The following is a 24,904-nucleotide window of genomic DNA, read 5'->3' as shown; positions in this document are numbered from 1 at the left end:
CGGCGCCGCGCCGCTCGGGGCGGCGGCCGTGGCAACAGAGCGGCTCGCGGCCGGCGGCCCGTGACGTAGCGCGGAGGGCGGGCGCCTGGGCGCGGCGCGCCGGCGAGCCGCGCGCGCCGCGCTCGATGCGGCGATTCGTGAGGGGGAGCGGCCGCCGCTCTCCCTTCCAGCGCGGGGGCCGACCTCCGCCTCGCTTCCATCGCGAGGGCGGGCGGTCGCGCTCCTTTGCCATGCGGCGGCGGGCTGTGGCCTTCGCTTCCAGCGCGACGGCCGCCTGTCGCCTTCGCTTCCAATGCGGGGACCGGCCTTGCCTCCCCTCGAACGTCGACTCTGGAGGAGCACGCCGATGGCGTTCATCAACTATGCGAGCCGGGAGATCTACTGCAAGATCGTCTATTACGGGCCCGGGCTTTGTGGGAAGACGACGAACCTTCAATACGTGTACGACCGGACCGTGCCGAACGCCAAGGGGCGGCTCATCTCGCTCAAGACCGAGAGCGATCGCACGCTGTTCTTCGATTTTCTGCCGCTCGATCTCGGGGGCCTGTCGGGCTTCCGGACGCGCCTTCAGCTCTACACGGTGCCGGGCCAGATCTTCTACAGGGCGAGCAGGAAGCTGATCCTGAAGGGGCTGGATGGCGTCGTGTTCGTGGCGGACTCGCAGCGCGCCCGGCTCGACGCCAACCTCGAGTCGATGACCGACCTGTGGGACAACCTCGCCGAGGAGGGCCGCTCGCCCGGGCGGCTGCCGTTCGTGATCCAGTACAACAAGCGGGATCTCGACGGCATCGCCGATATCGCGGAGCTCCGCGGGCTCCTCAACCCGGGCGGAGCGCCCGAGTTCGAGGCCACGGCGGCGAGCGGCCGCGGGGTCTTCGACACCCTGAGGGCGATCGCGAAGCTCGCCCTCAAGGAGATGAATCGCGGGCGCCGCTGAGGCGCACCGGCAGGGACCGGCAGGAACCGGCAGGGAGACCGGCAGGGAGACCGGCAGGGAGACCGGCAGGGAGACCAGCACGCCGCGCGCCCTGCGGGAGCGCTCGGCCGCGATTTTCTCTTGACGATTTCCCAGGTAGCTGAAACCGTGATGCGCATTGTTGGGCGAGCCGTCAACAGCAGCGCTCAGCGGGCCCGTTGCCCCCCTGACCGAGCGCGTTCCTTCGAGCTTTGCGGGAGGCGCAGGCGGCCCTCGTCGACGCAACCGACCACTCCGTCAGGAGATCCTCCAGATGAAATCCGAACGCGCGCTCCAGCGCGCAAGCTCTGCCATCGTTCTCACGTCCATCGCCCTCTCCTCGACGGGGTGCTTCTCGCTGCTCACCGCCGCAGCCGCGTCCGACGACGCCAAGGCGCGGGAAGCGCAGGAAGCGCAGAAGGAGAAGAAGGAAGCTCCCCCGATCCCCGCGCCCGGCAAGATTCACGACGAGACGCTCGCGCAGCAGCTCGTGGACAAGATGACGTCCAAGGGGACCATCACGGCCGCCAAGGTGATCTTCTCCGACGACGAGTGGCGGATCGAGCGCAACGAGAACAGCGGTATCGTGACGGGCCGCGTGGCGAACGCCACCGTGATCTACAAGAAGAAAGACGGCAAGTGCACCCAGGACCCGTCGATGCTGCGCCAGGAGTTCGTCGGCAACGAGTTCGTCGGCCCCGGCGAGTGGGCCCTGATGATGACCGACAAGTACGAGATCCCCTGTGAGAAGGGCGGCCTGTAGCGAGGTGCTCGGACGAGCGTGGTCCGCGCTCCCGGCAGCGGCGCGGGCCGCGTGGTGAGCACCCCGCTCAACATCGATTGCACCTCGAGCTGCTCGGCCGCGTTCCCGACGCGCAGCGAGGTGTCCCTCCTGGCCTCGTCGACGGGCCACGACGTCGTGTTCACCGGCTGCGACAGCGTCCTCGGCGACGCCTGCTTCGTCACCGTGATGGGCGCGAAGACGGTGACGGTGAAGTTCGTGCCGAACAATTCGGACGGCTGCTACGACTCGTGCCTCGACCTCTGCCAGGAGGACGGCCAGCTCACGCCGAGTCAGTGCGCGCAGTCATGTAACGCCGAGTGCCTGTAGCCGCGGCTGGCTTCCTCGCCCGCTCGGCGGGCGCCCGGCCCCGTGCGTCGCGTCCGCCGTGCGGACGCGACGCTTCGCCTGGACTCTGCGTGGCGCGAGGCGCGAGGCGCGAGAGAGAAAGCCTGCACGCGCGCGGGAAATACAGTACACCCCCCGGATGGTAGAGACGTGCGGGATCTGCGGCGGCGACGGTCGGATCGCCAACTCGTTTGGAAACACGACCACGTGCCCGAGCTGCCACGGCTCCGGCCGTCGGTCCGACGAGGGAGGCCTCCGCGACGTCACCAAGACGAAGGCCTCGCACCACCGCCCGACGAACGTGGCCGCCGTCGTCGAGAAGCAGACGTGGCCCGCGACCTTCGAAGGCGGCCAGCTCGCGAACGAGGTGAAGGCCTGCGCGACCGTCTCCAACGACACGAAGGCGAAGCTGACGCGCGAGATCATCGAGCACGAGGGCAGCCACGGCAAGTGCACGCAAACCTTCATCAAGAAGATCCGCAAGCAGATCCGCCCGCCGACGCCCTGACCCCCGGCGCAGATCGCGGGTGCGGGTGCAGGTCGAGCCCCCGCTGACGTCAGGCGTCGCGCAGGCCGCCGGCAGCCAGGCGCGCCGGCGGCGCTCGCAGGGGCACCTACTGGACATTTGTCCACATGCTGTGGATTTCTTGTGGGTCGCCCGCGCCTCCATGTCGCCTCGGACCGTGGGCTGCCCGCTGCCCGGTCCGGCTCTCCGGGAAGAATCCACGGATCCGGAGCAGACCCGGCAGCGCCACGGATGTGGGTGGGCGAGCACGGCCGCTCGTTTGCGCGAGAGCTGCAAAGAGCGTCAAAAGTATGTCGGGAGTTCGCTGGTGACGTAGGTCTCGTGGACACCCGCTGTCATCGAGATGCTGCGGGTGGATCACGCATTCTCGTGCGCCGCAAAAACTCCGATTTACCGAGAAGCGCACAGCTTTTTTGAATTCTGGTGACTGGATCCGAGCTGCTCGAGCAACCTGGAGATTGTTCCTTGATCCTCGGTCGCCGGGACCTTCTGTCCAATGAACCGACGGCCCCGGAGAACGAGGACCTTTCGCGGATCGCCTCGTGCGCCGCGTGCTTTGAAAGGATTTTTCCATGCGAGCTTGCATATCGGCAGCAACGGCCACCGCCCTCGTGCTCCTCGGAGCGTGCGTCGTGGAAGACGCGTACGGGCCTGAAGGAGAGATCGAGCAACAAGAGGCCTGGGATCAGCCGCTGACGGGCGACGGGCTGACCGCAACGCTGACGTATGGATCGGACTGGGGGACCGGGTACTGCGCCGACGTCAAGATCCAGAACACGGGAACGACCGCGACGGCGACCTGGCAGGTCGCCACCCACATGAACGGGTCGTCCGTGGCGAACGCCTGGAACGCCGCCACGCGCATGAGCGGGTCGCAGCTGATCGCGACGCCCGCGGACCACAACGCGAGCCTGGCCCCGGGTGCATCGACGAGCTTCGGCTTCTGCGCCACGGCGAGCGGCCCCACGCAGCGCGCAGCGCTCGCGAGCGTGACGGCGGGCGGGTCCGGCAGCAGCGCCAGCAGCAGCAGCGCCAGCAGCAGCAGCAGCGCCAGCAGTGGCGCCGGCGGCAGCGGCGGCGCCAGCAGCAGCAGCGCCAGCAGTGGCGCCGGCGGCAGCGGCGGCGCCAGCAGCAGCAGCAGCGCCAGCAGCGGCGCCGGCGGCAGCGGCGGCAGCGGCGGCGGTGGCTCCGGCGGCGCCGCCCCGAGCGGCCACTACCAGATGGAGGACCTCGATCGCGGCGTGGTCGCCATCAAGGTGTCCAGCGGCGTCTACGTCGGGTGGAGGATGTTCGGTTACGAATACGACCCGACGACCCCGAGCGCGATATCGTACGACGTTTACCGGAACGGCACACGCATCGCGAACGTCACGAACAGCACCAATTACCTCGACACCGCCGGCGCCACCTCATCGACCTATGCCATCAAGGCCGTGGTGGGCGGCGCCGCGCAGGCAGCCTCGCCCGCCGTCGTCACCTGGGGCCAGAACTACCTCCGCATCCCGCTCGAGAAGCCCGCGAACGGAACGACGCCATCGAGGTGCGACAACGCGGGCGAGAGCTACTCGTACTCCGCGAACGACGCGAGCACTGGAGACGTCGACGGCGACGGACAGTACGAGATCCTCCTGAAGTGGGATCCCTCGAACGCCAAGGACAACTCCCAGGCCGGCTGCACCGGGCCCGTCTACCTCGACGCCTACAAGCTCGACGGGCGGCGGCTGTGGCGCATCGACCTCGGGAGGAACATCCGGGCTGGCGCCCACTACACGCAGTTCGTGGTGTACGACTTCGACGGCGACGGGAGCGCGGAGGTCGCGGTGAAGACCGCTCCAGGCACGCGCGACGGGACGGGCGCAACGCTGCGCCGAGGGCCCGCCGCCTCCGACGACGACGCGGCGGACTACAGGAACGCCGCGGGATACGTGCTCAGCGGCCCCGAGTACCTGACCGTGTTCGCCGGAAACAACGGCGCGGAGCTCGCGACCGTCGCCTTCGACGTCCCCCGCGGGACGGTCTCCTCGTGGGGAGACTCGTACGGCAACCGGGTCGACCGGTTCCTCGCGAGCGCCGCCTTCGTGAGCGACCTCGGGAGAGGACAGGACGCGAGCGGCAGGCCGGCGATCCTGATGGCCCGCGGCTACTACACGCGAGCCACGATCACCGCCTGGAGCTTCCGCGACGGGAGCCTCAGCCAGATCTGGAAGGCCGACAGCAACGCGAACACCGCCTACACGGGCCAAGGTGCCCACTCGATGGTGGTGGCCGACGTCGACGCCGACGGCGCGCAGGAGGTGATCTACGGGGCCTCCACGATCGACAGCAACGGCACCCGGAAGTGCTCGACCGCGCTCGGACACGGCGACGCGCTGCACGTCAGCGACTTCGTCCTCTCTCGTCCGGGGCTCGAGGTGTTCATGCCCCACGAGGACGGCAGCAAGCCGACCTTCGACCTCCACGACGCGAACTCCTGCGCGATCCTCAAGCAGGGGCCGGTCACGGGAGCCGACACGGGGCGCGGCGTGGCGGGCGACGTGCTCGCGAGCAACCCCGGCGCCGAGATGTGGACCAACTCCACGGGAGGGCTCCTGTCCGCCACGAGCGGGTCGAACGTCGGGAGCCAGCCTGCTTCGGCCAACTTCCTGATCTGGTGGGACGCGGACGAGCTGCGCGAGCTGCAGAACAACACGTCGATCACCAAGTACGGCGGAGGCTCGCTGCTCAGCTGCAGCCAGTGCGCCTCGAACAACGGCACGAAGTCGACGCCGGCGCTCACGGCCGACCTGCTCGGCGACTGGCGGGAAGAGATCGTGTGGCGCGAGTCGGACAGCTCGGCGCTGCGGCTGTACGCCACGACGAACGTGACGGCGCGGCGGATCTACACGCTGATGCACGACCCGCAATACCGCATGCAGATCACCTCGGAGCAGACCGCCTACAACCAGCCGCCTCACCCGAGCTTCCACATCGGCGGCGGCATGGCGGCGCCCCCCAGGCCCGATATCCACGTCCGGTGACGCGGACCGCGGCGGACGCACAGGACGCCGGGAGGTCAATCCCGGTACTGCGCGAGCAGCAGGCCGGCGTCCGCGGCGCCGTCGGCGACGAAGCCCGCCATGGCGCGGGCGCCGGTCTCGTTGAAATGGGTGCCGTCGACCGACCCGTCCGCCCGGACGAGGAAGAAGTCCTCGCCCGCCGCCACGCACCCGATCGAGTTCAGATGGGCGAGCGTCTTCTCGTTGAGATCGATGACCGGCACGTCCAGCTCGGCCCCGAGCTCCCGCATCGCCTGCGCATATGCACCGACGCCGTTGCCGAAATTGTGGCTGTCGCCGGTGCACGATCGCCGCGGGGGCGGGGTGACAAGCACCGGGTTGGCGGCCTGCGCCTGCGCGCCCGTGATGTACTGCGTGAGGTAAGATTTGAAGTCCGTCGCGGGGTCGAGGTAGTACGGAATCGTGGCGCCGTCGTGCTCGTACGTCGCGGTCTTGTTGCTGTCGTTGGTGCCGAACTGCACAAGCAAGTAGTCGCCGCTCTGGATGTCCTCGAGGAGCTCGGTCAGGCGGTCCTCGTCGATGAACCGGCGCGCGGTCCGGCCGCCGATGGCCCGGTTCTCGACGTGCACCCGCGCGTCGAAGAACTCTCCCAGCATCTGACCCCAGCCCGCCTGATGAATGGAGCTGTTCACGTACGTCTGAACGGTCGAGTCGCCGGCGATATACACCGAGATGTCCGGCAGCGCGGCGCTCCCGCCGCCGCCATCGGAGCCGCCTGAGGCGCTCGTGGATCCGCCGGCTGCGCCGCCGCCGCCGCCGTCGGCCGAGCCACCGTCGCCTGAGCCACCTCCGCCCGCGCCGCCCACCCCCGTGACGCCGGCGCCTGGTTCGCCGCCCGCGCTGCTGCTGCTGCTGCTGCTGCTGCTGCTCTGCGCGGAGGGCCGGTCATCGGTGTCTGCTGGGCCGCAGCCGCCGGACGCGAGGGCGGTGACGAGAGAGGGAAGCGCGAGGGTCAGGAAGATGGGGTGAATTCGCATGACGGGCTCCTGCTGAAAAATAACCTACGAACGAGCATGCATTGGGCGCGCCGTCAGAGCTCGATGCCGACGAGCACACCTGGCCGGAGCCGGTGACGCGCAAGGACGGTCTCGGTCCCCTGCTCGAGCGACAGCTCGTAGCGGACGCGCGCGGGGTCGAGCTCGACGAAGAGCTCCGTGAACAGCCGGAGATCCCGGCTCAGCGGCAGCTTGACCACCGAGCCGGCCACCAGCACGAGCGCGTTCGAGGCGCTCGCGTCCGAGGGGACGAACGCCGACGGCCCCGCGCTGCCCGGCCTCGGCGCCGCGTCCACATGATCGATGCCCGCGCCGAGCCGCACGCCGACCTCGAGCGGCGTCACGCCCGTGGCAAGGGAGTAAAGCCAGCAGGCGTCCGCCCGGAGCGCGATCGTGCGGAGATCGAGGCCGATGCGCGGCTCCTCGTAACGGCGCTCGAACTGGTACTGGAAGCGCGTGTCGAGGGCGAGCCGGTGCTTCCCCCAGCTCCCGCCGAGCGCCACGCGCACGCCGGGGCCGTGCGTCAGGCCGACCTCGGCCGAGTGGGTTGTCACGCCGTAGAAAGCCCCGAGCTCCAGCGCCCGCCGGCGCGCCGGCGCCGCCGCGGGGACCGGCGCGCCGGCGGGCACCTCAGGGGGCGTCGTCTGGCGGAGGATAAGCGCGCGCGCCTGCTCCCGATCGAGCGAAGCGCGCGCGTCCACGCGCAGCGACCGCAGCGACAGCTCCACGACCTGCGCCACGGACTCGCGGTCGAGCTCGTCGAAGCCGCCCGAGAGCTCGATCGAGCGCACCAGGAAGCGATCGGCCACGGGATCCGTGAAGTAGAGCGCGGCGCGGCGCGGGTCGCTCACGTCGATCCAGCACGAGAGGGCCACGCCGGAGGAGGCCCGCGTCGCGAAGAGCGCCGCCGGATCGAACCGCGGCGCGGTCCGGAAGCGGACCGTGAACGCGGAGCGCGCCTCGGATTCGAGCGCCGTCCGGATCGCGCCGAGGTTGTCCGCTGCGCCCGTGAGCACGATCTCCACCACCGGCGCTCCGGACACCGGTGCTCCGGACACCGGCGCTCCGGACACCGGCGCTCCGGGCGACCCGGACGGCGCCGCTGCCGTCCCGTCGCTCGCCAGGGCGCGCGCCGCGGAGAGCGCGATGGCCGCGGCGACCGCGAGCCTGACCGTCGCCCGCTTCGTGATCACCCTCCGAGCTCGGCGAGGCGGCGACGGGCGTGCTCGACGTACGGCGAGCCCGGGTGCTCCCGGAGCAGGCGCCGCCAGCTCTGGGCCTCCTCGGCGGGGCGGCCGAGCGCCCGCAAGGCGCGCCCGCGGCCGTAGAGCGCCTCGACCGCCAGCGGCCGCGAGCCGGCCACGCCGAGGTACCGGTCGAACTGCGCGAGCGCCGCGGCGGACGAGCCGGTGTTGAGGAGCAGGCTGCCCATCGACACGAGGGAGAGCGTGGCCTCGGGCGACGTCGCGAAGCGCTTCTGGAGCGAGCGATAGAGCTCGATGGCGCGCCGGGAGCTCCCGGCGCGCCGCGCGTCGTTGGCCTCCCGGAAGAGCTGCTCCGCCGTCGAGGCGGAGGAGGACGACGCTGCCGCGCTCGGCCCGCGCGAGGCGTCGCGCGGCCTCGGCGCAGGCGCCGCGCGCTCCGACAGCGCCGCTCCGGAGGGCGCCGGCGCGCTCGACGCCGCCGGCAGCGCCGCTCCGGAGGGCGCCGGCTCGCCGGCGGGCAGAACGGCCTGGGGGAGCGCGACCGCGCGCGGGCGGGACATCACCGCGCGCACCGAGGGCTCCAGCAGGCGGGCGATCGGCCCTGACGCCGTCTCCGGGTTCCGACGGACGAGCGCCGTGGCCGCGGCGGCCACGCCGCAGGCGAGGACGGCCGCCGCGGCGTAGAGCCAGACGCTGCGCCGCCATCCGGCCCCGCGCCGCCCCGCGAGACCGCCCTCGAGGTGCGCACCGTCGTCTCCGCGCCGGACATCGTTGTCGGGTCGCACGGCCGCGCTCGCGGGCCACACCGGCGCGCCGTCGCGCCCCGCGGCCGCGCTCGCGGGCCACACCGGCGCGCCGTCGCGCCGCAGGTCGATCGCCACCCCGCCGATCGCGGCGTTCGCGATCCGCGCGAGGAGCTCCGCGTCCCCGGGCTCCGCCGCGCCGGCGGCATCGAAATCCTGCGCGAGCTCCCAGGTGATCCGGCATGACTCGCAGGAGCCGAGGTGGGCGTCGAAGGCGAGCCGGTCGGGCTCGGTCGCGGCGCCGCGGCGCACCCGGATGAGGAGCTCGTTCCGGCAGTCCACGCTCATGATTCCCTCCCCCGGAAGAGCTCGGCCAGCTTCGCGTTGTTGGCGAACGCGCGCTTCAGCGCCTCCTTGCCGAGCCGGAGACGGCTCCAGACCGTGTTCGGAGAGACGCGGGCCAGCGCCGCGATCTCGTCGACCGTGTGGCCGAGCACGAAGTGAAGGGCGAGCGCCTCTGCCGTCGACTCCGGCATCCTGTCGAGCACCTCGAGCACCATCTCACGCCGCCGGTTGGAGACCGTCTCGGCGAACGGCGACGCGCCGCGCTCGTCCGGCGCGATCTCGATCGGCGCGTCCGGCTCGTCGAAGCGCGCGCGCATGCGGAGGCGCCGGCGCGCGCCGAGCGCGGTCATCACGGCGATGCGGTTCGCGAAATGGAGCACGGTACACTCCGCGCGGAAGGAGGGCAGCGCCTGGAGCAGCGCGAGCACGGCTTCCTGGGTTACATCCTCGACGTCAGGGTGATGAGGGCCGAGCACCTTCCTCACGCTCCGCAGCATGGCCCCGCCGAGCTCGGTGATGAGCGTGCGGATGGCCGCGGGGTCGCGCGCCGCCGCGGCCCGAGCGAGCCCGAGCAGGTCGTCCGCCCTCGGAGGTGCTCCCTCCGGCGGCGCGGGGAGATCGGTTGCGGGCTTTCGCACGTTGACGACGATGCACGAGGGCAGAAGTCTGGGTCAAGGCACACTTGGATGCGTTCTATGGACAGCGGCCTCGCCGCCCCGCGTCGACGACGCGAAACGCGCGAGATCGCATGTCAGGGCCCTCCGGAGCGCGGCCAACCGTCGCTGTCCCACACGAGCTCCGAGATCCGCAGCGTGGGGGCGCCGTTCGCCTGGGCATCGTAGGCGTGATAGATGTTGTAGGCCCGATCGTCGGCGAACAGGACGGCGTTGTGCCCGGGCCCTCGCCACCGGTTGCCGCCTTCCACGAGGAGGGTGCCGCCGCCGGACATCATCGCTCTGCCCTCCTTGTCCACGTACGGGCCGGTGATGCTCGTCGAACGCCCCACGGCCATCTTGTACGTGCTGTCGGTACCGCGGCAGCAGCTGTCGAACGAGACGAACAGGTAATAGAAGCCGCAGCGCCGGACGATGAACGGCGCCTCGATCGCCCCTCCGGCGTCGGGGCGCGAGGCGAGGGCGTGCAGCTCCGCGTCGGCCCGCTCCCCCGACGAGGTGAGCTTCACCATCTTGATGCCGGTCCAGAAGCTCCCGAACGAGAGCCACGGCGTCCCCGCCTCGTCGATCACGACGTTGGGGTCGATCGCGTTCCAGTCGTCTCGCCTCCCGTCGTTCGAACAAATGGTGGCGCCGCGGTCCGTCCAGGGCTCTCTGGCGTCGAGCGACGCCTTTGTCGCGTGCCCGATGCACGACTTGTTGCTGCCGAACGTGGAGGCGGAATAGTACAGATGATAGGTGTCCCCGAAGCGGGAGATATCGGGCGCCCACAGATCCTTCACGCCCTGCACCTTGGCTTCCAGCCAGGCGGGCTTCGTGTCGAACACCCGACCGGCATCCTCCCAGTCGATGAGGTTCGAGGAGATCTTCATGGGGATCCTGTCCCCCGTCTGGAACAGGTAGGTCCGGTCGCCCGCCTGGATGGCCACCGGGTCGTGGGTCCCGAGGTTCCCGGACAGGCGCAGCGCCTCGGGCGGGCTCGCCGGGTCGTGGAGCGCTTCTGCGCACCGGTCGCCGGCCCCGCCGGTCCCCCCCGCGCCGCCGGTCGCCCCCGCGCCCCCGGTCCCCCCCGCGCCCCCGGTCCCCCCCGCGCCGCCGGTCCCCCCCGCGCCGCCGGCCCCTCCCGCGCCCCCGCCGCCGATGCCGGCCGTCGCGCCGGCATCGCCTCCCGCGCCGCTGCTCGCCGCGGTGGTGGAAGCGGTCGTGGTGGTGGTGGTGGCGCCGGTGGTGCCGCTGTCCTGCCCCCCTGAGCCGGAGCCCGATCCCGGAGTCTCCGAGCCGCAATGGAGCGAGGCGGCGACGCTGATCAGGCCCCACGCGCGCGCAGACACCCGTCGTAACCGCATCCGGCGAAGCATGAAGCGCATCTGAAACTCCTGAAGCTCTCTTGGCGGAGCGTTCGTCGGTGTACTGCCCGTGGGGTCAGCGCACGCACCTCGCGTGCTCCCCCGGGACCAAGCGTCTCGCAGCAACACCGCACGCTCTACCAGAGCGCCGGTGAGGCTGGCTCCCTGTCCTGTCCTCGAACGTCATCGGGAGCCTGTCGTTCCTCGTTTCCCACGTGGATCGGAGCGCTCGCAATCAATCACGGATTGCGCGAATTTCTCGTGGCCGGCTCAGATCATTCTCTTGTAGCGGTAAATTTATGTGAGGAAAGGATATCACGGCTCCACGCGGTCGTGCGCCTGTGCCGTGGAGGGGTCGCCTGTGCGGGCGTCTCCTCCAGCGCCGCCCGCGTGCGCCGCGCTGGGCTCCGGGGCCATCTCCGCGATGCGCGGGGCCTGAGCCTGCGGGGTTACGGCGCGACGCGGTGGGCTTCGTAGATGTCGGCCACGCGGGTCCGTGTCGACGCGAAGAACAGGACGGAGCCGTCCGGTGAGAGGTGCGGATCGGTCTCGCGCTCCCCGGGGAGGTTCACCGGCTCCTCGAGCGGCGTTGCCTCCTCGAACGCCGCTTCGGCGCTCGCGCGTCGTGCCCAGAACAGGTCTCCCCCTCCCGCGCGGCTCGCTCGGAACAGGATCTGCTTGCCGTCGTCGAACAGGAACGGGCCGCCCTCGTCGCCTGGGCCGTCCAGCCCGGCGAGCGGGACGAGCGCGCTCCAGTCGTCCTCCGGGCGTTCGCGCGATGCGATCGCGAGGTACGTCTCCGCGTCCGCGGGCGTGACGCCGGCCACGACGTGGAGCCCTGGGGGATCGACGTGAGCGCCCATCACCGTGGCGCCCTCGACGGCGAGGGCGTCCACGTGCACCGGCGCTCCCCACGGGTCGTCCCGGCTGGCGCGCTCGGCGAGCCAGGTGCCCTGCGGCTCGCGCCTGCTGTAGAACCAGATCCGGAGCCCATCCCCGGAGACGCAGGGGGTATCCTCGATGCTCTCGGCCAGGTTGATGTTCTCCACGACGTGCGGCGCGTCCCAGGGCGAGCCCACCCCTGCCCGCCGCGACGTCCAGATGTCCCGGTTCCCGTCGCGATCGGACATGAAATAGATCTCGAGCAGATCGTCCGTGAGGGTCGGGTCCTCTTCCCTTTCGCTGCTGTTGATCTCCGTCACCGCCGTCGGCGCCTCGAACCTCGGCCGCTCCGGCGCGCCCGCGCCGCCCTGTCCGAGCACGCCGACGACGACGTGCTGGTCCTCGCACCCCGCCCCGCCGAGCGCGAGCCAGATGCTCCCTGCCCTCGCGATCCCCTGGAGCCAGCTCATCTCTCTCCGCCCACGAGCAGGACTCCGTTCTCCCACGCGCGCTCCCCCCGCTCGACAACGGAAGGCGCCCCCCTCGCGCCTCACCCGAGCCCCGCCTCGCTGGGCGGCCCAGCGGCCTTGTCGTCCGCCGTCAGAAGGGGCACATGGGGGAACCACAGCGCCACGACGAAGCCGATCAGGCCCATGGCCGCGATGATCCAGAACACCGTCGTGAGCCCCGACGTGAGCGCCTCCCCGAGGTGCTGCAGAATCAGCGGATCGAGCTCCTGCGCCCCCTCCGCCGTGAGCATCCTGCTCGCGGCGTCCGCGGGGATCGACGGGTCCGTCGCGAGCTGGGCCGTGAGCACGCCGCCCATGACGCCCACCGCCACCACGCCGCCGAGCAGCCGGGAGAACATCGTGCTCGCCGTGGCGATCCCGCGCTGATCCCACGCGACGCTGCTCTGCACCGCGATGAGCAGCGCGACGTTGGACAGCCCCATGCCCACGCCGAAGACGAGCGTCGTCGCGCGGAGCATCAGCGGCGTGTCGTGCGCCCCGCCGATCGCGAGCGCGAGCCCCGCCGCCGCCGTCACGCCGAGGCCGACCCGGATGAGCGGGCGGAACCCGACGCGGGGGATGAGCCGCCCGCCGATCGCGCTCGCGACCGGCCAGCCGATCAGCATCGGGGCGATGGCGCTCCCGGCGTCCGTGGGGGTGCCGCGGAGCACCCCCTGCACGAAGAGCGGCACGAACGTGATCGTGCCCATCATCGCCCCGCCCAGGATCGCGCCGGCCACGTTGGAGATGAGCATCACCGGGCGCCGGAAGAGCGGCAGCGGGAGCATCGGCTCCGGCGCCCGGCGCTCGACGGCGAGGAACGCGGCGAACAGCGCCACCGCCGCGATCGAGGCGAACACCGTCACCTCCCCGCCGAGCCTCCCCGTCGCGAGGAGCAGCGCGACAACGCCCGCGGACAGGAGCCCGGCGCCGAGGAAGTCGAGCTCGTGAGGCCGCCTGTCGATCCGCTCGTGGAACGCGCTCGCCACGAGCGCGATGGACGCGATGCCGAACGGGATGTTGATGTAGAAGACCCAGCGCCAGGAGAAGTAGTGCACGATGAGCCCGCCCACCATGGGACCGATGATGCCGAACAGCCCCCAAGCGGCCCCGAAGACGCCCTGGATGCGCGCGCGCTCGTTGAGATCGAAGATGTCGCCCGAGATGGTCATCGCCATCGGCTGCATGGCCCCGGCGCCGGCCCCCTGGAGGGCGCGGAAGGCGATGAGCTGCGGCATCGACTGCGCCGCGCCGCTCGCGATCGAGCCGATCAGGAACACGACGATGCCGAAGAGCATGACCGGCTTGCGGCCGTAGATGTCCGAGAGCTTGCCGCAGATCGGCACCAGCACCGACGAGGTGAGCAGGTAGGCGGTGGTGACCCATGCGTACTGGTGAATGCCGCCGAGATCGCCGATCACCGTGGGCATCGCGGTGGCCACCACCGTCGATTCGAGGGCGGCCATGGCGAGCGACAGGATCAGCCCGACGACGGTGAGGGCGCGGTGGGTCTTGCGTTCTGAAGCCATGCAGGTGGCGGAAGATGTGGTGTGGACGAGCCGGCGCGGCAAGCGTGACGCCGCGCGGCGCCGCTCGTCGGGGCGCAGGGCGCGGAGGGCGCGCGTCGATCCGCGCAGCGCCCGCCCGCCCGCCTACCTGCGCCCTTGCGCCTGCATCCCCAGCGCTCGCCGCATCGCGGCCGTGATCTTCTGGCGGACCTCCCCGTAGCCGGCCCACGGGTCCGCCGGGAGCGCAGCCAGGCGCTCGGGCAGGTTCCTGAGCGTGAATCGGTCCGAGCGCATCTCGGGACCGAGCTCCTCCCAGGAGAGCGGCGCAGACACCGGCGCCCCCGGCCGGGCGCGCGTCGAGTACGCGGCCACCGACGTCGCGCCCCGCGTGTTGCGCAGGTAGTCGATGAAGATCTTCCCCTTCCGCTGCGCCTTCGAGACCGCGATCGTGAACCCCTTCGGGTCGCGCCGCGCGATGTCCCCCGCCAGCGCCTTCGTGAACGCGAGGCACTCGTCCCACCCGCTCGACGGCGCGAGCGGCACCACGATGTGGAGCCCCTTCCCGCCCGTCGTCTTCACGAAGCTCAGGAGGCCGAGCTCGGCCAGGCGCTCTTTGAGCAGGAGGGCAGCCGCGATCACGCGCTCCCAGGCCACCGAGGGATCCGGGTCGAGATCGAACACCACCCGATCCGGCCTCTCCAGCCGCGATGTCGTCGAGTTCCACGTGTGGATCTCCAGGATCCCCATCTGCGCGAGCGACACAAGCGCTTCGGCCGAGTCCGCGACGAGGTACTCGCCCGTCTTCGTCTTCTCCTGGATCGTCACGCGCCGGAGCGCGGACGTCCCCCGCACCTGCGCGTGCTTCACGTAGACGCACTCGCTCTCCGCGCCCTCGAGGCAGCGCACAAGCGTGAGCGGCCTGTCCTTCACGAGCGGCACCATCCAGTCGGCGACCGACTCGTAATAGAGGGCAAGCTCGCGCTTCGTGATCCCCTGCGCCGGATACAGCACCCTGTCCGGGTGCGACAGGCGCACCCCGGCGACCGAGGCGCCCTCGCTCTCCTCCGCGTCCCGCGCCGGGCGCGCGCGCGCCCCGGCCTTCTTCCTCGGCGCCGCGCGCTCGCTCGCCCTCGGCGCCGCCGCCTTCCTCTTCTTCCCCTTCTCCCCTGCCGGCGCGCTGCCGCACGCCGCGCGGACCCAGCCCGGACCGCGGCCGGGCACATAGGGCGCGTCCCTCCGCTTGGACACGATCCCCTTCAGCGACAGCTGGCACCCTTTCTCGACGACCTCCTCCCACGACCCCTCGACGTGATCGCTGTAGCGCAGCGCGCCCCCGCTCCTGCTCGATGAGCGGAGCAGCCGCTGCAAGGCCTGCTTCCGCGCCGAGAGGGGGGACGCCATGAGATCGTGGCCCTCCAGGTACAGGAGATCGAAGACGAAGTAGACGATCTCGCCCTCCCGGGGAGCGGCCTTCGCGCTGGACGGCGGCGGGGCCGTGGTGCCGTCGCGCAGGAGCACCGCCACCTCGCCGTCGAGCAGCGCGCTCTTCAGCCCGAGCCCCGCGATCGCCGCGGCGATGGGCTCGAAGCGGCCCTTCGGCTCCTTCCCCTTCTCGTCCACGAGCCGCACGCGCCCGTCCTCTACCCAGGCCATGATCCGTCGGCCGTCGACCTGGATCTCGTGCAGCCACCCCTCGCCCTCCGGCACCCCCCTCGGCTTCCGCTTCGTCTTGCTCGCCGGGAGCCGCTCGGGCAGCTGCGGCCGCACCTTCTGCGGCATCGCCGCCTCGCGCGCCCCCTCCACCCGCCCCGCGACGCGCGCCCAGCCGCCCTCGCCCTCCGCCCCTCGCCCGCCTGCCGCCGCCTGCGCCGTCCTGTGTTCCTTCTCCGCCCGGTTCGAGCGCCACACCCGGTCCCTGGCGGCGGCGATCTCGTCGAGCTGCCTCCCGGTCGCCACGCTCTCGGGCCGGGCCTCCACGACGCTGTACTCCTTCGTGGCGCGGGCCTCCGCGTCGTTCTCCTTGATGAGCAGCCAGCGCCTCCCCTCGTCGTCGTCCCGCCCGCGGGTCCTCACGAGGGTGAAGCCGCCGCGGAGCTTCTCGCCCCGCAGGACGAACTTCAGCTTTCCGGCGTGATAGCCCCTGTGGGGGTCCTCGAGCGGCACCCACGTGCCGCGGTCCCACAGGAGCACTGTCCCGCCCCCGTACTGTCCTCTCGGGATGATGCCCTCGAAATCGCCGTACTCGAGCGGGTGATCCTCGGTGTGCATGGCGAGCCGCTTGACCTCGGGATCGAGGCTCGGCCCCTTCGGCACAGACCAGCTCTTGAGGACGCCCTCGAGCTCGAGCCGGAAGTCGTAATGCAGGTGCGAGGCGGCGTGCTTCTGGAGGATGAAGGTCCGCTCCTCGGCATCGGCGGGCGCGGCAGCGACCTCGTGTCCCCGCGGCTCGGGCGTGAGGGAGAAGTCACGTTTGCGCCAGTACTCGCGCAGTCCCATGCGCTAGGGTTAGCAGAGGGCTGCGCCTGCTGCAGCCGAGCCGCTGAGGACGCCCGGACCGGGTTCCCGCCCACGTCCTCGGGCCACGAATTCGCGCGGGTGACGGAGAAAATGAATCGCATGTCCGGAATGGAAGTCCCCTCGAAGGAGGGTAGGCTGATGGCGACCCTCGAGCGCCTGCTCGATCTCCCCGCGGCCGACCTCCGGCAATCGCTGAACCAGGCGAGTGAGCTCCTTTGCAGCGCGCTCGACGCCGACAAGATCGACGTCTTCCTCTTCGAGCCGAGCAGGAAGACGCTGCGCGCCCTGGGGACGAGCAACACGCCCCTGGGCCGGCTCCAGCAAGCGCTCGGCCTCGACGTCCAGGCCGTGGCCAACGGCGGCTCGATCGCCGGCGTCTTCACGACCGGCGAGCCCTACATCACCGGGCACGCGGACCGGGAGCCCGGCGAGGTCCCCGGTGTGATCCACGAGCTCGGGGTCCGGTCGCACATCGCGGTCCCGCTCGTCGTCGAGGGCGAGCGGCGGGGGGTCGTCTCCGCGCAGTCCCCGCGGCCGGAGTTCTTCACCGAGGGAGATCTCCGCTTCCTGGGCACGGTCTCGCGCTGGATCGGCGCGCTGACGCACCGGGCGGAGCTCGTCGAGCAGGTCACCACGGCTGCGGTCGCGCAGGGCCGGCGCCAGGCCGCCGAGGAGCTGATCACCGTGCTGGCGCACGACCTGCGGAACTACCTTGGGCCGCTCATGAGCCGCCTCGATCTGCTCCACGGGCGCGCGGAGCTCGACGCCCGGGACGACGATCTGCGCGACCTCGGCCGGGCGAGCGACTCGGTCGTTCGGCTCAGCCAGCTCATCTCGGACCTGCTGGACGTCGGACGCCTCGAGCAAGGGCTCTTCGAGATCGTGCCGGCGGCGGTGGATCTGGTCGCCCTGGCGCAGGAGATCGCCCGGACGCTCGGGTCCCCCGGCGTCGAGATCCGCGTCGAGGGCCCGCCGGAGCTCGTCGTCGTGGCGGACAAGGCGCGCGTCCGGCAGGCGCTCGACAACCTCGTCAGCAACGCGGTCAAGCACTCGCCCAGGGGGAAGTGGGTCCTCATCAAGCTCAGCAGCGACCTGCGCTCGGGAACGGAGCACGCCCACATCGACGTGATCGACCACGGCGCCGGCGTGCCGCCGGAGCTCCTCCCCAGGATCTTCGACCGCTTCGTCACCGGCGCGAAGGCGTCGGGGATCGGCCTCGGGCTCTACCTGGCCAGCAGGATCGCCGCCGCCCACGGCGCCACGTTGACCGTGAACTCCCCTCCGGGCGACGGCGCGACGTTCCGGCTAAGCTTGCCTGTGAGCGGACCCCCTGATCATGCGAGAGGTGCGTGACCGGGGTGTGAGCCAGACACCGCTCAGGCTGCCCAGCGCTGCGCGAGCTTCCGCGATCACCTTGCAACCCCGGGCGCGCTCCGCATACAGTCCAGCGACTAGCGAATGGCAGACGACGGGCTGGGGGAAACCGGGCGGCTCAGGGCAGAGATCGCGGCGCTGCAGGCGCGTATCCAGGAGCTGGAGGGCGCGCTGGCGGAGCGGTCCTGCGGCCCCGTGGCCGAGGGAGCAGCGCGGCGCGACGCGGCGAGCGCGGACGCTCACGCCGCGCTCGCCGCGCTCGCGTGGGTGCACACGCCGGAGCCAGCGCGGATCCACTGGCGCCCCGATGGCACGGTGACGCGCTGGAGCGATGGTGCCGAGCGCGTCTTCGGCTGGAGCGAGGCCGAGGCCGTCGGTCGCACGCTCCGGGACCTCGTGGCCGCGGATCCCGTGTCCCCCGACGCCGTGCGCGCGCTCCTGCTCGACTGGGCGGAGAACCGGTTCGCCTCGGTCACGCGCGAGGGCAGGACGAAAGACGGGCAGGCGCGCCTCTGCCGGTGGACCCACGGGGTGCTGCGCGACGACCACGGCGCCGCGCGTGAGATCGCGGCGATCGTCGAGGACGCCAGCGACGCGCCGTGGAGCGAGCACACGCTGCTCGGGCGGCTTCAGCTGCTCCTTCAGCTGGTGGACCACTCGCGCAACTCCATCTTCGTCAAGGACATCGACGGGCGCTATATCTTCGCCAACCGCGCTCACGCGGAGGTCTATCAGAGGCACATCGTCGATGTCATCGGCAAGAGGGAACACGAGTTGAGCCTCCTGGCCCCCGAGGCCGTCGATGAGCTCGTGGCGCGAGAGCACGAGGTGCTCGCCGGGCGGAAGGCGATGCAGTACGACGAGGTCCTGAGGTTCGGCGACACGAGCATTCACTTCTCGACGGTCAAATTCCCCATCCTCGACGGGCGAGGCGAGCCGATCGGCCTCGGCGGCATCGTCACGAACACCACGTCGCTGAGGCACGCGGAGGCCGACCGGGCCGCGCTTCAGGAGAAGATCATCGTCGCCCAGCAGGCCGCCCTCCGGGAGCTGTCCACCCCGCTCATCCCGATCGCCGACCGGGTGGTGGCGATGACGCTGGTAGGGACGATCGACACCGCGCGCGCAGCGCAGATCATGGAGACGCTGCTCGCCGGCATCAGCCATCACGGCGCCCACACGGCGATCCTGGACGTCACCGGCGTGCGCGAGGTCGACACGCACGTCGCGGACGCGCTGACGCGGACGGCGCACGCCGGCCAGCTGCTCGGCACCCGCGTGGTGCTCACCGGCGTTCGCCCGGAGGTGGCGCAGACGCTTGTCACGCTCGGCGTGGACCTGTCCGGCATCACCACGCTGGGCACTCTGCAAAGCGGCATCGCATACGCCCTCCGCCACACGGAGCGCTCGCGACAAGGTCGCTGAGTCCGTCAGGAAGAGCAGGAGCTCCTCCGGCGGCGTCGGCGCGGCAGGCCTGCGCCGCGACGCGTCGGTGTGGCTGGGGTCGATGACGCGAGCATGAGGCTCGAAGGCGCGGTCCTGCCGCGCCACCAGCTCCGTTCCCCACCAGCCGCGGACCTCGCGCTCGCCGACGATCGCCGCGCGCCAGTTTGTGATTGACGCCGGACATGTGAACGCTCACATTGGGCGCTGCGGATATTCTTGTGCCCTGCCCTGGATAGGCCGTCATGCGCACCGGGCCCTGCGCCCTCATGCGCGTTCACCTTGACGGTCGCGCCATGGCTCCAGACGAGGCGCACGCAGGGGGAAAAGGAGCAGCAGTTGGGCTCGGCTGGGATGACATCAGGGCGCACGCCAAGGCGGAACGCCTGGCAACCACCTGTCTGCCAGTTTCGCCATCGTCGGCCTGTAGTGCTAACCAGGTTTTCTCCTCTGCGGAAGGCTGTCTATCCCTCCTGATCTTGAATGAGCCGATCACGCGTCCTTCTGAGCTCCACTCCGATGGGCAGTTCGCTCCCGCGCCGCCGCGTGGAGGGCAGATTCGTGAAGTCGGCTCGACCCCCACTCCAAGGAGCCTCTATGAAATCAATCGGTCTCTTTCTCAATGTGAGCGCCATCAGTGTGCTCATCGTCGCATGTTCGAGCGATGACGGCGGATCTGGCACGGCCTCTGGCTCGACCTCGGGCGGAGCGTCGGCCGGCACTGGGAGCGCCTCGGGCGGAATGTCTTCGGGGGGTACCCAGACCACAGGCGGAGCTGGCTCGGGCGGAGCTGGCTCGGGCGGAGCTGGCTCGGGCGGAGCTGGTTCGGGGGGTGTGCCGAACGGAACCGGGGGCGGCACGACGAGCGGCTCGGGCAGCGGCGGTGATGGCACGGGTGGCTGGCCCGAAGGAGCCATTCCCATGGGGAACGCGCCTGTGCCGAGCGCGGGGTGCGGCAAGGCAACCACGTTGACGACCAAGGAGTATACGATCTCAAGTTCGGGCCAAAATCGCGTGTACTACGTCGATATGCCCAGCAACTACGACATGAACAAGCCCTACCGGCTGTTCTACACCTCACACTGGATCGGCAGCCGCTGGCAAGACGTCGAGGGGCAAGACTTCTACTTTCTCAAACCGCAGATGGAGGCCGACGGAGAGCAAGCCATCTTCGTGGCCCCCTCCTCGGACGGCGCAACGTGGCAAGAGAAGGACCACGCGCTGTTCGACGACATCATGGCGCTCATGAATGAAAGTGTCTGCTACGACACGACCCGCGTGTTCGCGACCGGCTTCAGCTTCGGAGGGATGATCACCTATTCGCTGTCGACGAACCATCAAGCGGAGATCCGCGCGGCCGTGGGCATCGCCCCGGCCAACTACAACATCTGGTTGCCTGAAAAGACACGTAAGCCCATTGCTTGGATGCACACGACGGGCATGAGCGACGGGACTTGCCCCTGGGTGAACAACGAGGGTCAAAAGAGGGGGGCCAAGTTCATTGCCCTCGAAAAAGCCGAAGACAACGGCTGCACGATCCCGAACGACATCCCGACCTCAAACGGCGCGTACAGCTGCTACGATTTCCAGGATTGCGATCCGGAACATCCGACGCGGGTGTGCACCTTCGGCGGCGGGCACACGAACATCGACGGCAATCCGAACTGGATTCCCATCGAGTCGTGGAACTTCTTCAAGCAGTTCTGACCGACGTCCTCGCCGCGGACGGGCCGCTCGCCCGCGCGTAGCGCCGCGCTCGGGGCGTCTCGCGCGCGATCTTCACCGAGCGGCTCGTTCGCGCCCGGGAGGCCGACGCGAGCTTGTCGTTCGCGGCGGACCGAGATATCGTGTCGTTCATGACCTCTCTTCAAGTCTGCCGCTCTGCAGCCACGTCTTGGTTCAATCTCACGACCCCCTTGTTGATGCTCGTTGCGCTGGGGTGCTCCTCGGAGAGCAACACGAGCGGGAACGCCGGAGGCAGCAGCGGAGGCACGAACACGAGCGGCGCCGGCGCGGGCGGCGCCGGCACGGGCGGCGCCGGCACGGGCGGCGCCGGCACGGGCGGCGCCGGCACGGGCGGTGCCGGTACGGGCGGCGCCGGCACGGGGGGAACCGGGGGCTCCGGCGGGACCGGCGGATCGGCGACGCCGGTGGATGCCGCAGCCATGGTCCCCGACATGGGCATCGGAGCCAACATCGGCAACACGCTGGAGAACACCACCGAGTGGGAGACGGGCTGGGGCCAGCCGCTGATCACGCAGGCGTTCATCAACGGCATGGCCAGCCATGGCATCAAGACGGTGCGCGTGCCCGTGGCCTGGGACACCTACGCCGTCAACGGCACGATCGACGCTGCAAAGATGGCCCGAGTCAAGGAGGTGGTGGGCTGGATCGAGACCGCCGGCATGTACTCGATCGTGAACATCCACTGGGACGGGGGCTGGATCTACAACGAGGAGAGCGCCGACAAGTACAAGCTCACCGACGACGTCGAGACCAGGTTCGCGTCCTACTGGACCCAGATCGCCACGGCCTTCAGCGGCGTCGGTCACAAGCTGATCTTCGAGGGGATGAACGAGGAGGGAAACTACTGGGTCAACGGCGTTCATGACGGGGGGACGCCGGACTACGCCGCCCTGAACGAGATGAACCAGCTCTTCGTCACCACCGTGCGCGAGCAGGGCGGCTACAACGCGAGCCGCGCCCTGCTCATCGCCGGCTTCGTGACGGACATCGACAGGACCTGTGTGAGCGATTTCAAGGTGCCGGCCGATCCGGCCGGCACGAAGAGCCTCTTCCTCTCGATCCACTACTACACGCCCTACACCTTCTGCGGCCTCGACACGGTGGAGACCTGGGGCTCTCCCAGGACGACGTGGGGCACGGATCCCGAGAAGGCGGAGCTGAAGAGCCTGTTCGACAAGCTCGGCGCGTTCAGCGCTCAGCGGAGCATCCCGGTCATCCTCGGCGAGTTCTCCGTCACGCCGGGCCAGAACTACCCCCGTGAGCCGGCGTCGCGGAGGCTGTGGATGCAGTCGGTGGTGGAGGCGGCGCAGTCTCACGGCATCGTTCCTGTGCTGTGGGACACGGGGTCGGAGATCAAGCGAACGGACGGCTCTTTCTCGACGGAGTGGCAGGCCGTCATGGACGCCGTCGACCGTTAGCACGACCTCGCGCTCGCCGACGATCGCCGCGCGCCAGTTTTTGATTGACGCCGCCCATGTGAACGCTCACACTTGGCGCTCCGGATATTCTTGCGCCTTGCCCTGGATAGGCCGTCATGCGCAGCGGGCCCTGCGTCCTCATGCGCGTTCACCTCGACGGTCGCGCCATGGCTCCAGACGAGGCGCACGCAGGGGGAAAAGAGCAGCAGTCGGGCTCGGCCTGGGATGACATCAGGGCGCGCTCCGAGTGCGGAGCGCCTGGCAACCACCTATCTGCCAATTTCGCCGCCGTCGGGCTGAAGCGAGCGTTTCGCGCTGGCGTGACGTGACCAGAGAGGCCTCGTGTACAACGAAAAGAAAGCCGTCAGGCGCTTCAATGTCTTCTGCTTGCTCTCGAGCGTCGCGCTGCTGGCGTGCAGCGAAGGTAGCGGCGACGCGGCACAGGCTGCCGGTACGGGCAGCTCGAGCGTGTCAGCCACCAGCGGGGCGTCGACCAGCGTAACCGCTGGGTCAGGCGGCGCTGCCAGTGGCAGTGGCGGCGCCGACATCAGCGACGGTGGAATGGGCGGGGCAGGCGCAGGCGCAGGCGCAGGCGCGGGCGGAGCAGGTGACGGCGGCGATGCAGCGGGCGGGGCCGGTGGTTCGCCGCTCCCGCCGATCACGGATTATTCTGCCGAGGGTCCGTTCGCGACGACTGTGGAGCGGGACTCGGGGCCCAGCGGAAACCACACGATCTTCAGGCCTGAACGCCTGGGTGAGGACGGTTTCTTGCACGCGCCGATCATCTTTGGGCCCGGGATCAATACGCAGGTGACCAGCTACACGGCTCTCCTGACGAACTTCGCTTCTCACGGCTTCGTGGTGGTTGGAGCCAATCTCCTCACGGGCGGCCCCAACGCCCCGAGCAATCGCGAGGCCATGCTGGAGGGGCTCGACTGGATCATCGAGCAAAACAGCGAGGCGGGCAGCGTCTACCAGGGCAAGATCGACGTGAAGCATGCCGTTTCCATGGGCTACTCGGTCGGCGGTACCGCCGCCGTGGAGCTCGGCGGTCATGAGGCCGTGGCCACCGTCGTCTCGATCCACGGCCACATCGCGACAGCGGCCCTGCACGGGCCCATGCTGCAGACCAGCGGAACGCAGGACACGATCGGGCTGCCAATGCAGCAAAAGACCTACGACATGTCCCAGACCCAGACGTTCCTGGCGACGGTGATGGGCGCGGATCACGGGTACATCACGCGCGACGTGGGAGGCGTCCAGCGGCCAGCGATCGTGGCCTGGCTCCGTTACTGGATCTACAACGACGCCGGTGGGAAGCACTATTTCTACGGCGATGATTGCGTGATGTGCACCTCACCCTGGGTGAATCCCCAGCGCAAGAGCTGGGAATGACCTCGCGTCACGTCGGATGTCAACCGAGGAGAGCACCCATGTCGTCCAGTGTTGGTCCTGTGGGCTACGATCGCATTCACCATCACTCGCGCTGGCTGCGACCGATCTGGGGCGGCTTGGGCCTCTGCGCCGCTCTCAGCCTGGGCTGTAGCGACAGCGGCCACGCTGGCGCATCAGCCGCCGGTGAAGCCTCCGCGAGCGGCTCCGGCGGTGGCACGGCTTCCGGTGGCACGAGCAGCGGCGATGCAGCCGGTGGCGGCGGAGCGACCGCGGGCGCGGGTGGAGCGGGCTCGGACGGAACGGGAACGGGCGGCGCGGGCGGCGCGGGCGGCGCAGGCGGCGCCGGCACAGCCGGGACCGGCGGCAGCGGAGGTGGAGACGGCAGTGACGTGATGAAGTCGGCCGGCTGCGGCAAGATGCGCACGCTTCAGAACGGCGCTGGCGCCGTGCTGAGCGGCGGGAAGAGCCGCACGTACGCCCTGCGCGTTCCCGACGATTACGATAACAGCCACCCGTACCGGCTCATTCTCTCCTTCCACGGGGCTACGGGCGACAGCAGCCAGGTTGCTCCCTCGTACTTCGGGCTCTGGTCGCTCTCCGAAGGGAGCACCATCTTCATCGCGCCCGACGCTGTAGGCGGGTTCTGGTCAGCCGACGACGATGTGATCTTCGTCGACGACATCCTCGAGCAGGTCACAGACGATCTCTGCATCGACACCTCGCGCATCGAGCTCGAAGGCTTCAGCCAGGGCGGCGCCATGGCGTGGACGCTGGCCTGCGCGCGTCCGAACGTCTACCGCGCCGCGGTGGTCCACTCCGGCGGCGGTGTCGCCCGGCCCGCGAGCTGTCAGCCGGTCGCCTTCATGTCTTCGCTCGGTCAGCAGGAGAGCGGCGGAGCCGGACAAACCTCCAACAGCGATTTCTTCGCCAAGCAAAATGGATGCACGGTGGAGACCTTGGCCAAGGCGCCCAGAGGTGGCCACGCCTGCTCAGACTACAAGGGCTGCTCGGCGGGTCACCCCACCCGCTGGTGTGATTACGACGGCGGTCATACTCCATCGCCGAACGACGCCGGGCAGAACATGTCGTGGATGCCCCAGGAAGTCTGGGCTTTCCTGAGCCAGTTCTAGAGCGGTTT

The 24,904-nt window shown here is 70.1% G+C and carries 19 protein-coding genes; 11 read left to right on the top strand and 8 right to left on the bottom strand.

Going from position 1 to position 24,904, the window contains the following annotated elements:
- Positions 1-346 precede the first annotated feature (346 nt).
- From WME75_RS08015 to WME75_RS07995, 5 genes are all read left to right on the top strand, one after another.
- Entirely contained in the window at positions 347-937 is a 591-nt protein-coding gene (locus WME75_RS08015; RefSeq protein ID WP_437488050.1) for a GTP-binding protein, read from the top strand.
- Positions 938-1,229: 292 nt separating this feature from the next.
- The gene (locus tag WME75_RS08010; protein ID WP_437488047.1) at positions 1,230-1,718 is read left to right on the top strand and encodes a hypothetical protein; all 489 of its coding nucleotides are present in this window, start codon (positions 1,230-1,232) and stop codon (positions 1,716-1,718) included.
- A gap of 18 nt (positions 1,719-1,736) precedes the next feature.
- Positions 1,737-2,066, top strand: coding sequence for a hypothetical protein (locus WME75_RS08005; RefSeq protein ID WP_437488044.1), 330 nt, complete (start codon positions 1,737-1,739; stop codon positions 2,064-2,066).
- A gap of 157 nt (positions 2,067-2,223) precedes the next feature.
- Entirely contained in the window at positions 2,224-2,592 is a 369-nt protein-coding gene (locus tag WME75_RS08000) for a molecular chaperone DnaJ (protein WP_437488041.1), read from the top strand.
- A 590-nt stretch (positions 2,593-3,182) separates the two neighbouring features.
- On the top strand, positions 3,183-5,627 hold the full coding sequence (locus WME75_RS07995) for a cellulose binding domain-containing protein (protein ID WP_437488038.1): 2,445 nt from the start codon (positions 3,183-3,185) through the stop codon (positions 5,625-5,627).
- Between the two features lie 35 nt (positions 5,628-5,662).
- Here WME75_RS07995 and WME75_RS07990 read toward each other — a convergent pair whose 3' ends face one another.
- The 8 genes from WME75_RS07990 to ligD all read right to left on the bottom strand — a co-directional run bounded on the left by WME75_RS07990 (position 5,663) and on the right by ligD (position 16,369).
- A complete protein-coding gene (locus tag WME75_RS07990; RefSeq protein WP_437488035.1) occupies positions 5,663-6,643 on the bottom strand; it encodes a rhamnogalacturonan acetylesterase in 981 nt (326 codons plus the stop codon).
- Between the two features lie 53 nt (positions 6,644-6,696).
- Positions 6,697-7,854: a hypothetical protein gene (locus WME75_RS07985; protein ID WP_437488032.1), complete on the bottom strand. Its 1,158-nt coding sequence runs from the start codon at positions 7,852-7,854 to the stop codon at positions 6,697-6,699.
- Positions 7,851-8,957 (bottom strand): tetratricopeptide repeat protein, encoded by a 1,107-nt coding sequence (locus tag WME75_RS07980; protein WP_437488029.1) that lies wholly within the window; start codon positions 8,955-8,957, stop codon positions 7,851-7,853. Before WME75_RS07980 ends, WME75_RS07985 begins: the two co-directional genes overlap by 4 nt.
- The gene (locus WME75_RS07975) at positions 8,954-9,592 is read right to left on the bottom strand and encodes an RNA polymerase sigma factor (RefSeq protein WP_437488026.1); all 639 of its coding nucleotides are present in this window, start codon (positions 9,590-9,592) and stop codon (positions 8,954-8,956) included. Before WME75_RS07975 ends, WME75_RS07980 begins: the two co-directional genes overlap by 4 nt.
- A 113-nt stretch (positions 9,593-9,705) precedes the next feature.
- The gene (locus WME75_RS07970; RefSeq protein WP_437488023.1) at positions 9,706-10,995 is read right to left on the bottom strand and encodes an arabinan endo-1,5-alpha-L-arabinosidase; all 1,290 of its coding nucleotides are present in this window, start codon (positions 10,993-10,995) and stop codon (positions 9,706-9,708) included.
- Positions 10,996-11,423: 428 nt separating this feature from the next.
- Positions 11,424-12,326, bottom strand: coding sequence for a hypothetical protein (locus WME75_RS07965; RefSeq protein WP_437488020.1), 903 nt, complete (start codon positions 12,324-12,326; stop codon positions 11,424-11,426).
- 80 nt (positions 12,327-12,406) lie between these two features.
- Positions 12,407-13,894 carry an MDR family MFS transporter gene (locus WME75_RS07960; RefSeq protein WP_437488018.1) on the bottom strand — a complete coding sequence of 496 codons (1,488 nt, stop codon included), beginning with the start codon at positions 13,892-13,894 and terminating at the stop codon, positions 12,407-12,409.
- Between the two features lie 123 nt (positions 13,895-14,017).
- The gene (gene ligD / locus WME75_RS07955; RefSeq protein WP_437488015.1) at positions 14,018-16,369 is read right to left on the bottom strand and encodes a non-homologous end-joining DNA ligase; all 2,352 of its coding nucleotides are present in this window, start codon (positions 16,367-16,369) and stop codon (positions 14,018-14,020) included.
- A 159-nt stretch (positions 16,370-16,528) separates the two neighbouring features.
- Here ligD and WME75_RS07950 point away from each other — a divergent pair, with 159 nt between their 5' ends.
- The 6 genes from WME75_RS07950 to WME75_RS07925 all read left to right on the top strand — a co-directional run bounded on the left by WME75_RS07950 (position 16,529) and on the right by WME75_RS07925 (position 24,896).
- The gene (locus WME75_RS07950) at positions 16,529-17,743 is read left to right on the top strand and encodes an ATP-binding protein (protein WP_437488012.1); all 1,215 of its coding nucleotides are present in this window, start codon (positions 16,529-16,531) and stop codon (positions 17,741-17,743) included.
- 105 nt (positions 17,744-17,848) lie between these two features.
- Positions 17,849-19,189 carry a PAS domain-containing protein gene (locus WME75_RS07945; protein WP_437488009.1) on the top strand — a complete coding sequence of 447 codons (1,341 nt, stop codon included), beginning with the start codon at positions 17,849-17,851 and terminating at the stop codon, positions 19,187-19,189.
- Positions 19,190-19,804: 615 nt separating this feature from the next.
- Positions 19,805-20,914, top strand: coding sequence for an alpha/beta hydrolase family esterase (locus WME75_RS07940; RefSeq protein ID WP_437488006.1), 1,110 nt, complete (start codon positions 19,805-19,807; stop codon positions 20,912-20,914).
- A gap of 215 nt (positions 20,915-21,129) precedes the next feature.
- Positions 21,130-22,371: a glycoside hydrolase family 5 protein gene (locus WME75_RS07935; protein ID WP_437488003.1), complete on the top strand. Its 1,242-nt coding sequence runs from the start codon at positions 21,130-21,132 to the stop codon at positions 22,369-22,371.
- Positions 22,372-22,713: 342 nt separating this feature from the next.
- The gene (locus WME75_RS07930; RefSeq protein ID WP_437488000.1) at positions 22,714-23,766 is read left to right on the top strand and encodes a poly(ethylene terephthalate) hydrolase family protein; all 1,053 of its coding nucleotides are present in this window, start codon (positions 22,714-22,716) and stop codon (positions 23,764-23,766) included.
- Positions 23,767-24,158: 392 nt separating this feature from the next.
- Positions 24,159-24,896, top strand: a complete 738-nt coding sequence (locus WME75_RS07925; RefSeq protein WP_437487997.1) for an alpha/beta hydrolase family esterase — start codon at positions 24,159-24,161, stop codon at positions 24,894-24,896.
- Positions 24,897-24,904: the final 8 nt, after the last annotated feature.

This window comes from Sorangium sp. So ce1014, assembly GCF_051521505.1.
Classification (GTDB): Bacteria; Myxococcota_A; Polyangia; order Polyangiales; family Polyangiaceae; genus Sorangium.
Note: the sequence above shows the minus strand (reverse complement) of the source record. Positions and strands in the feature narration are given on the sequence as shown.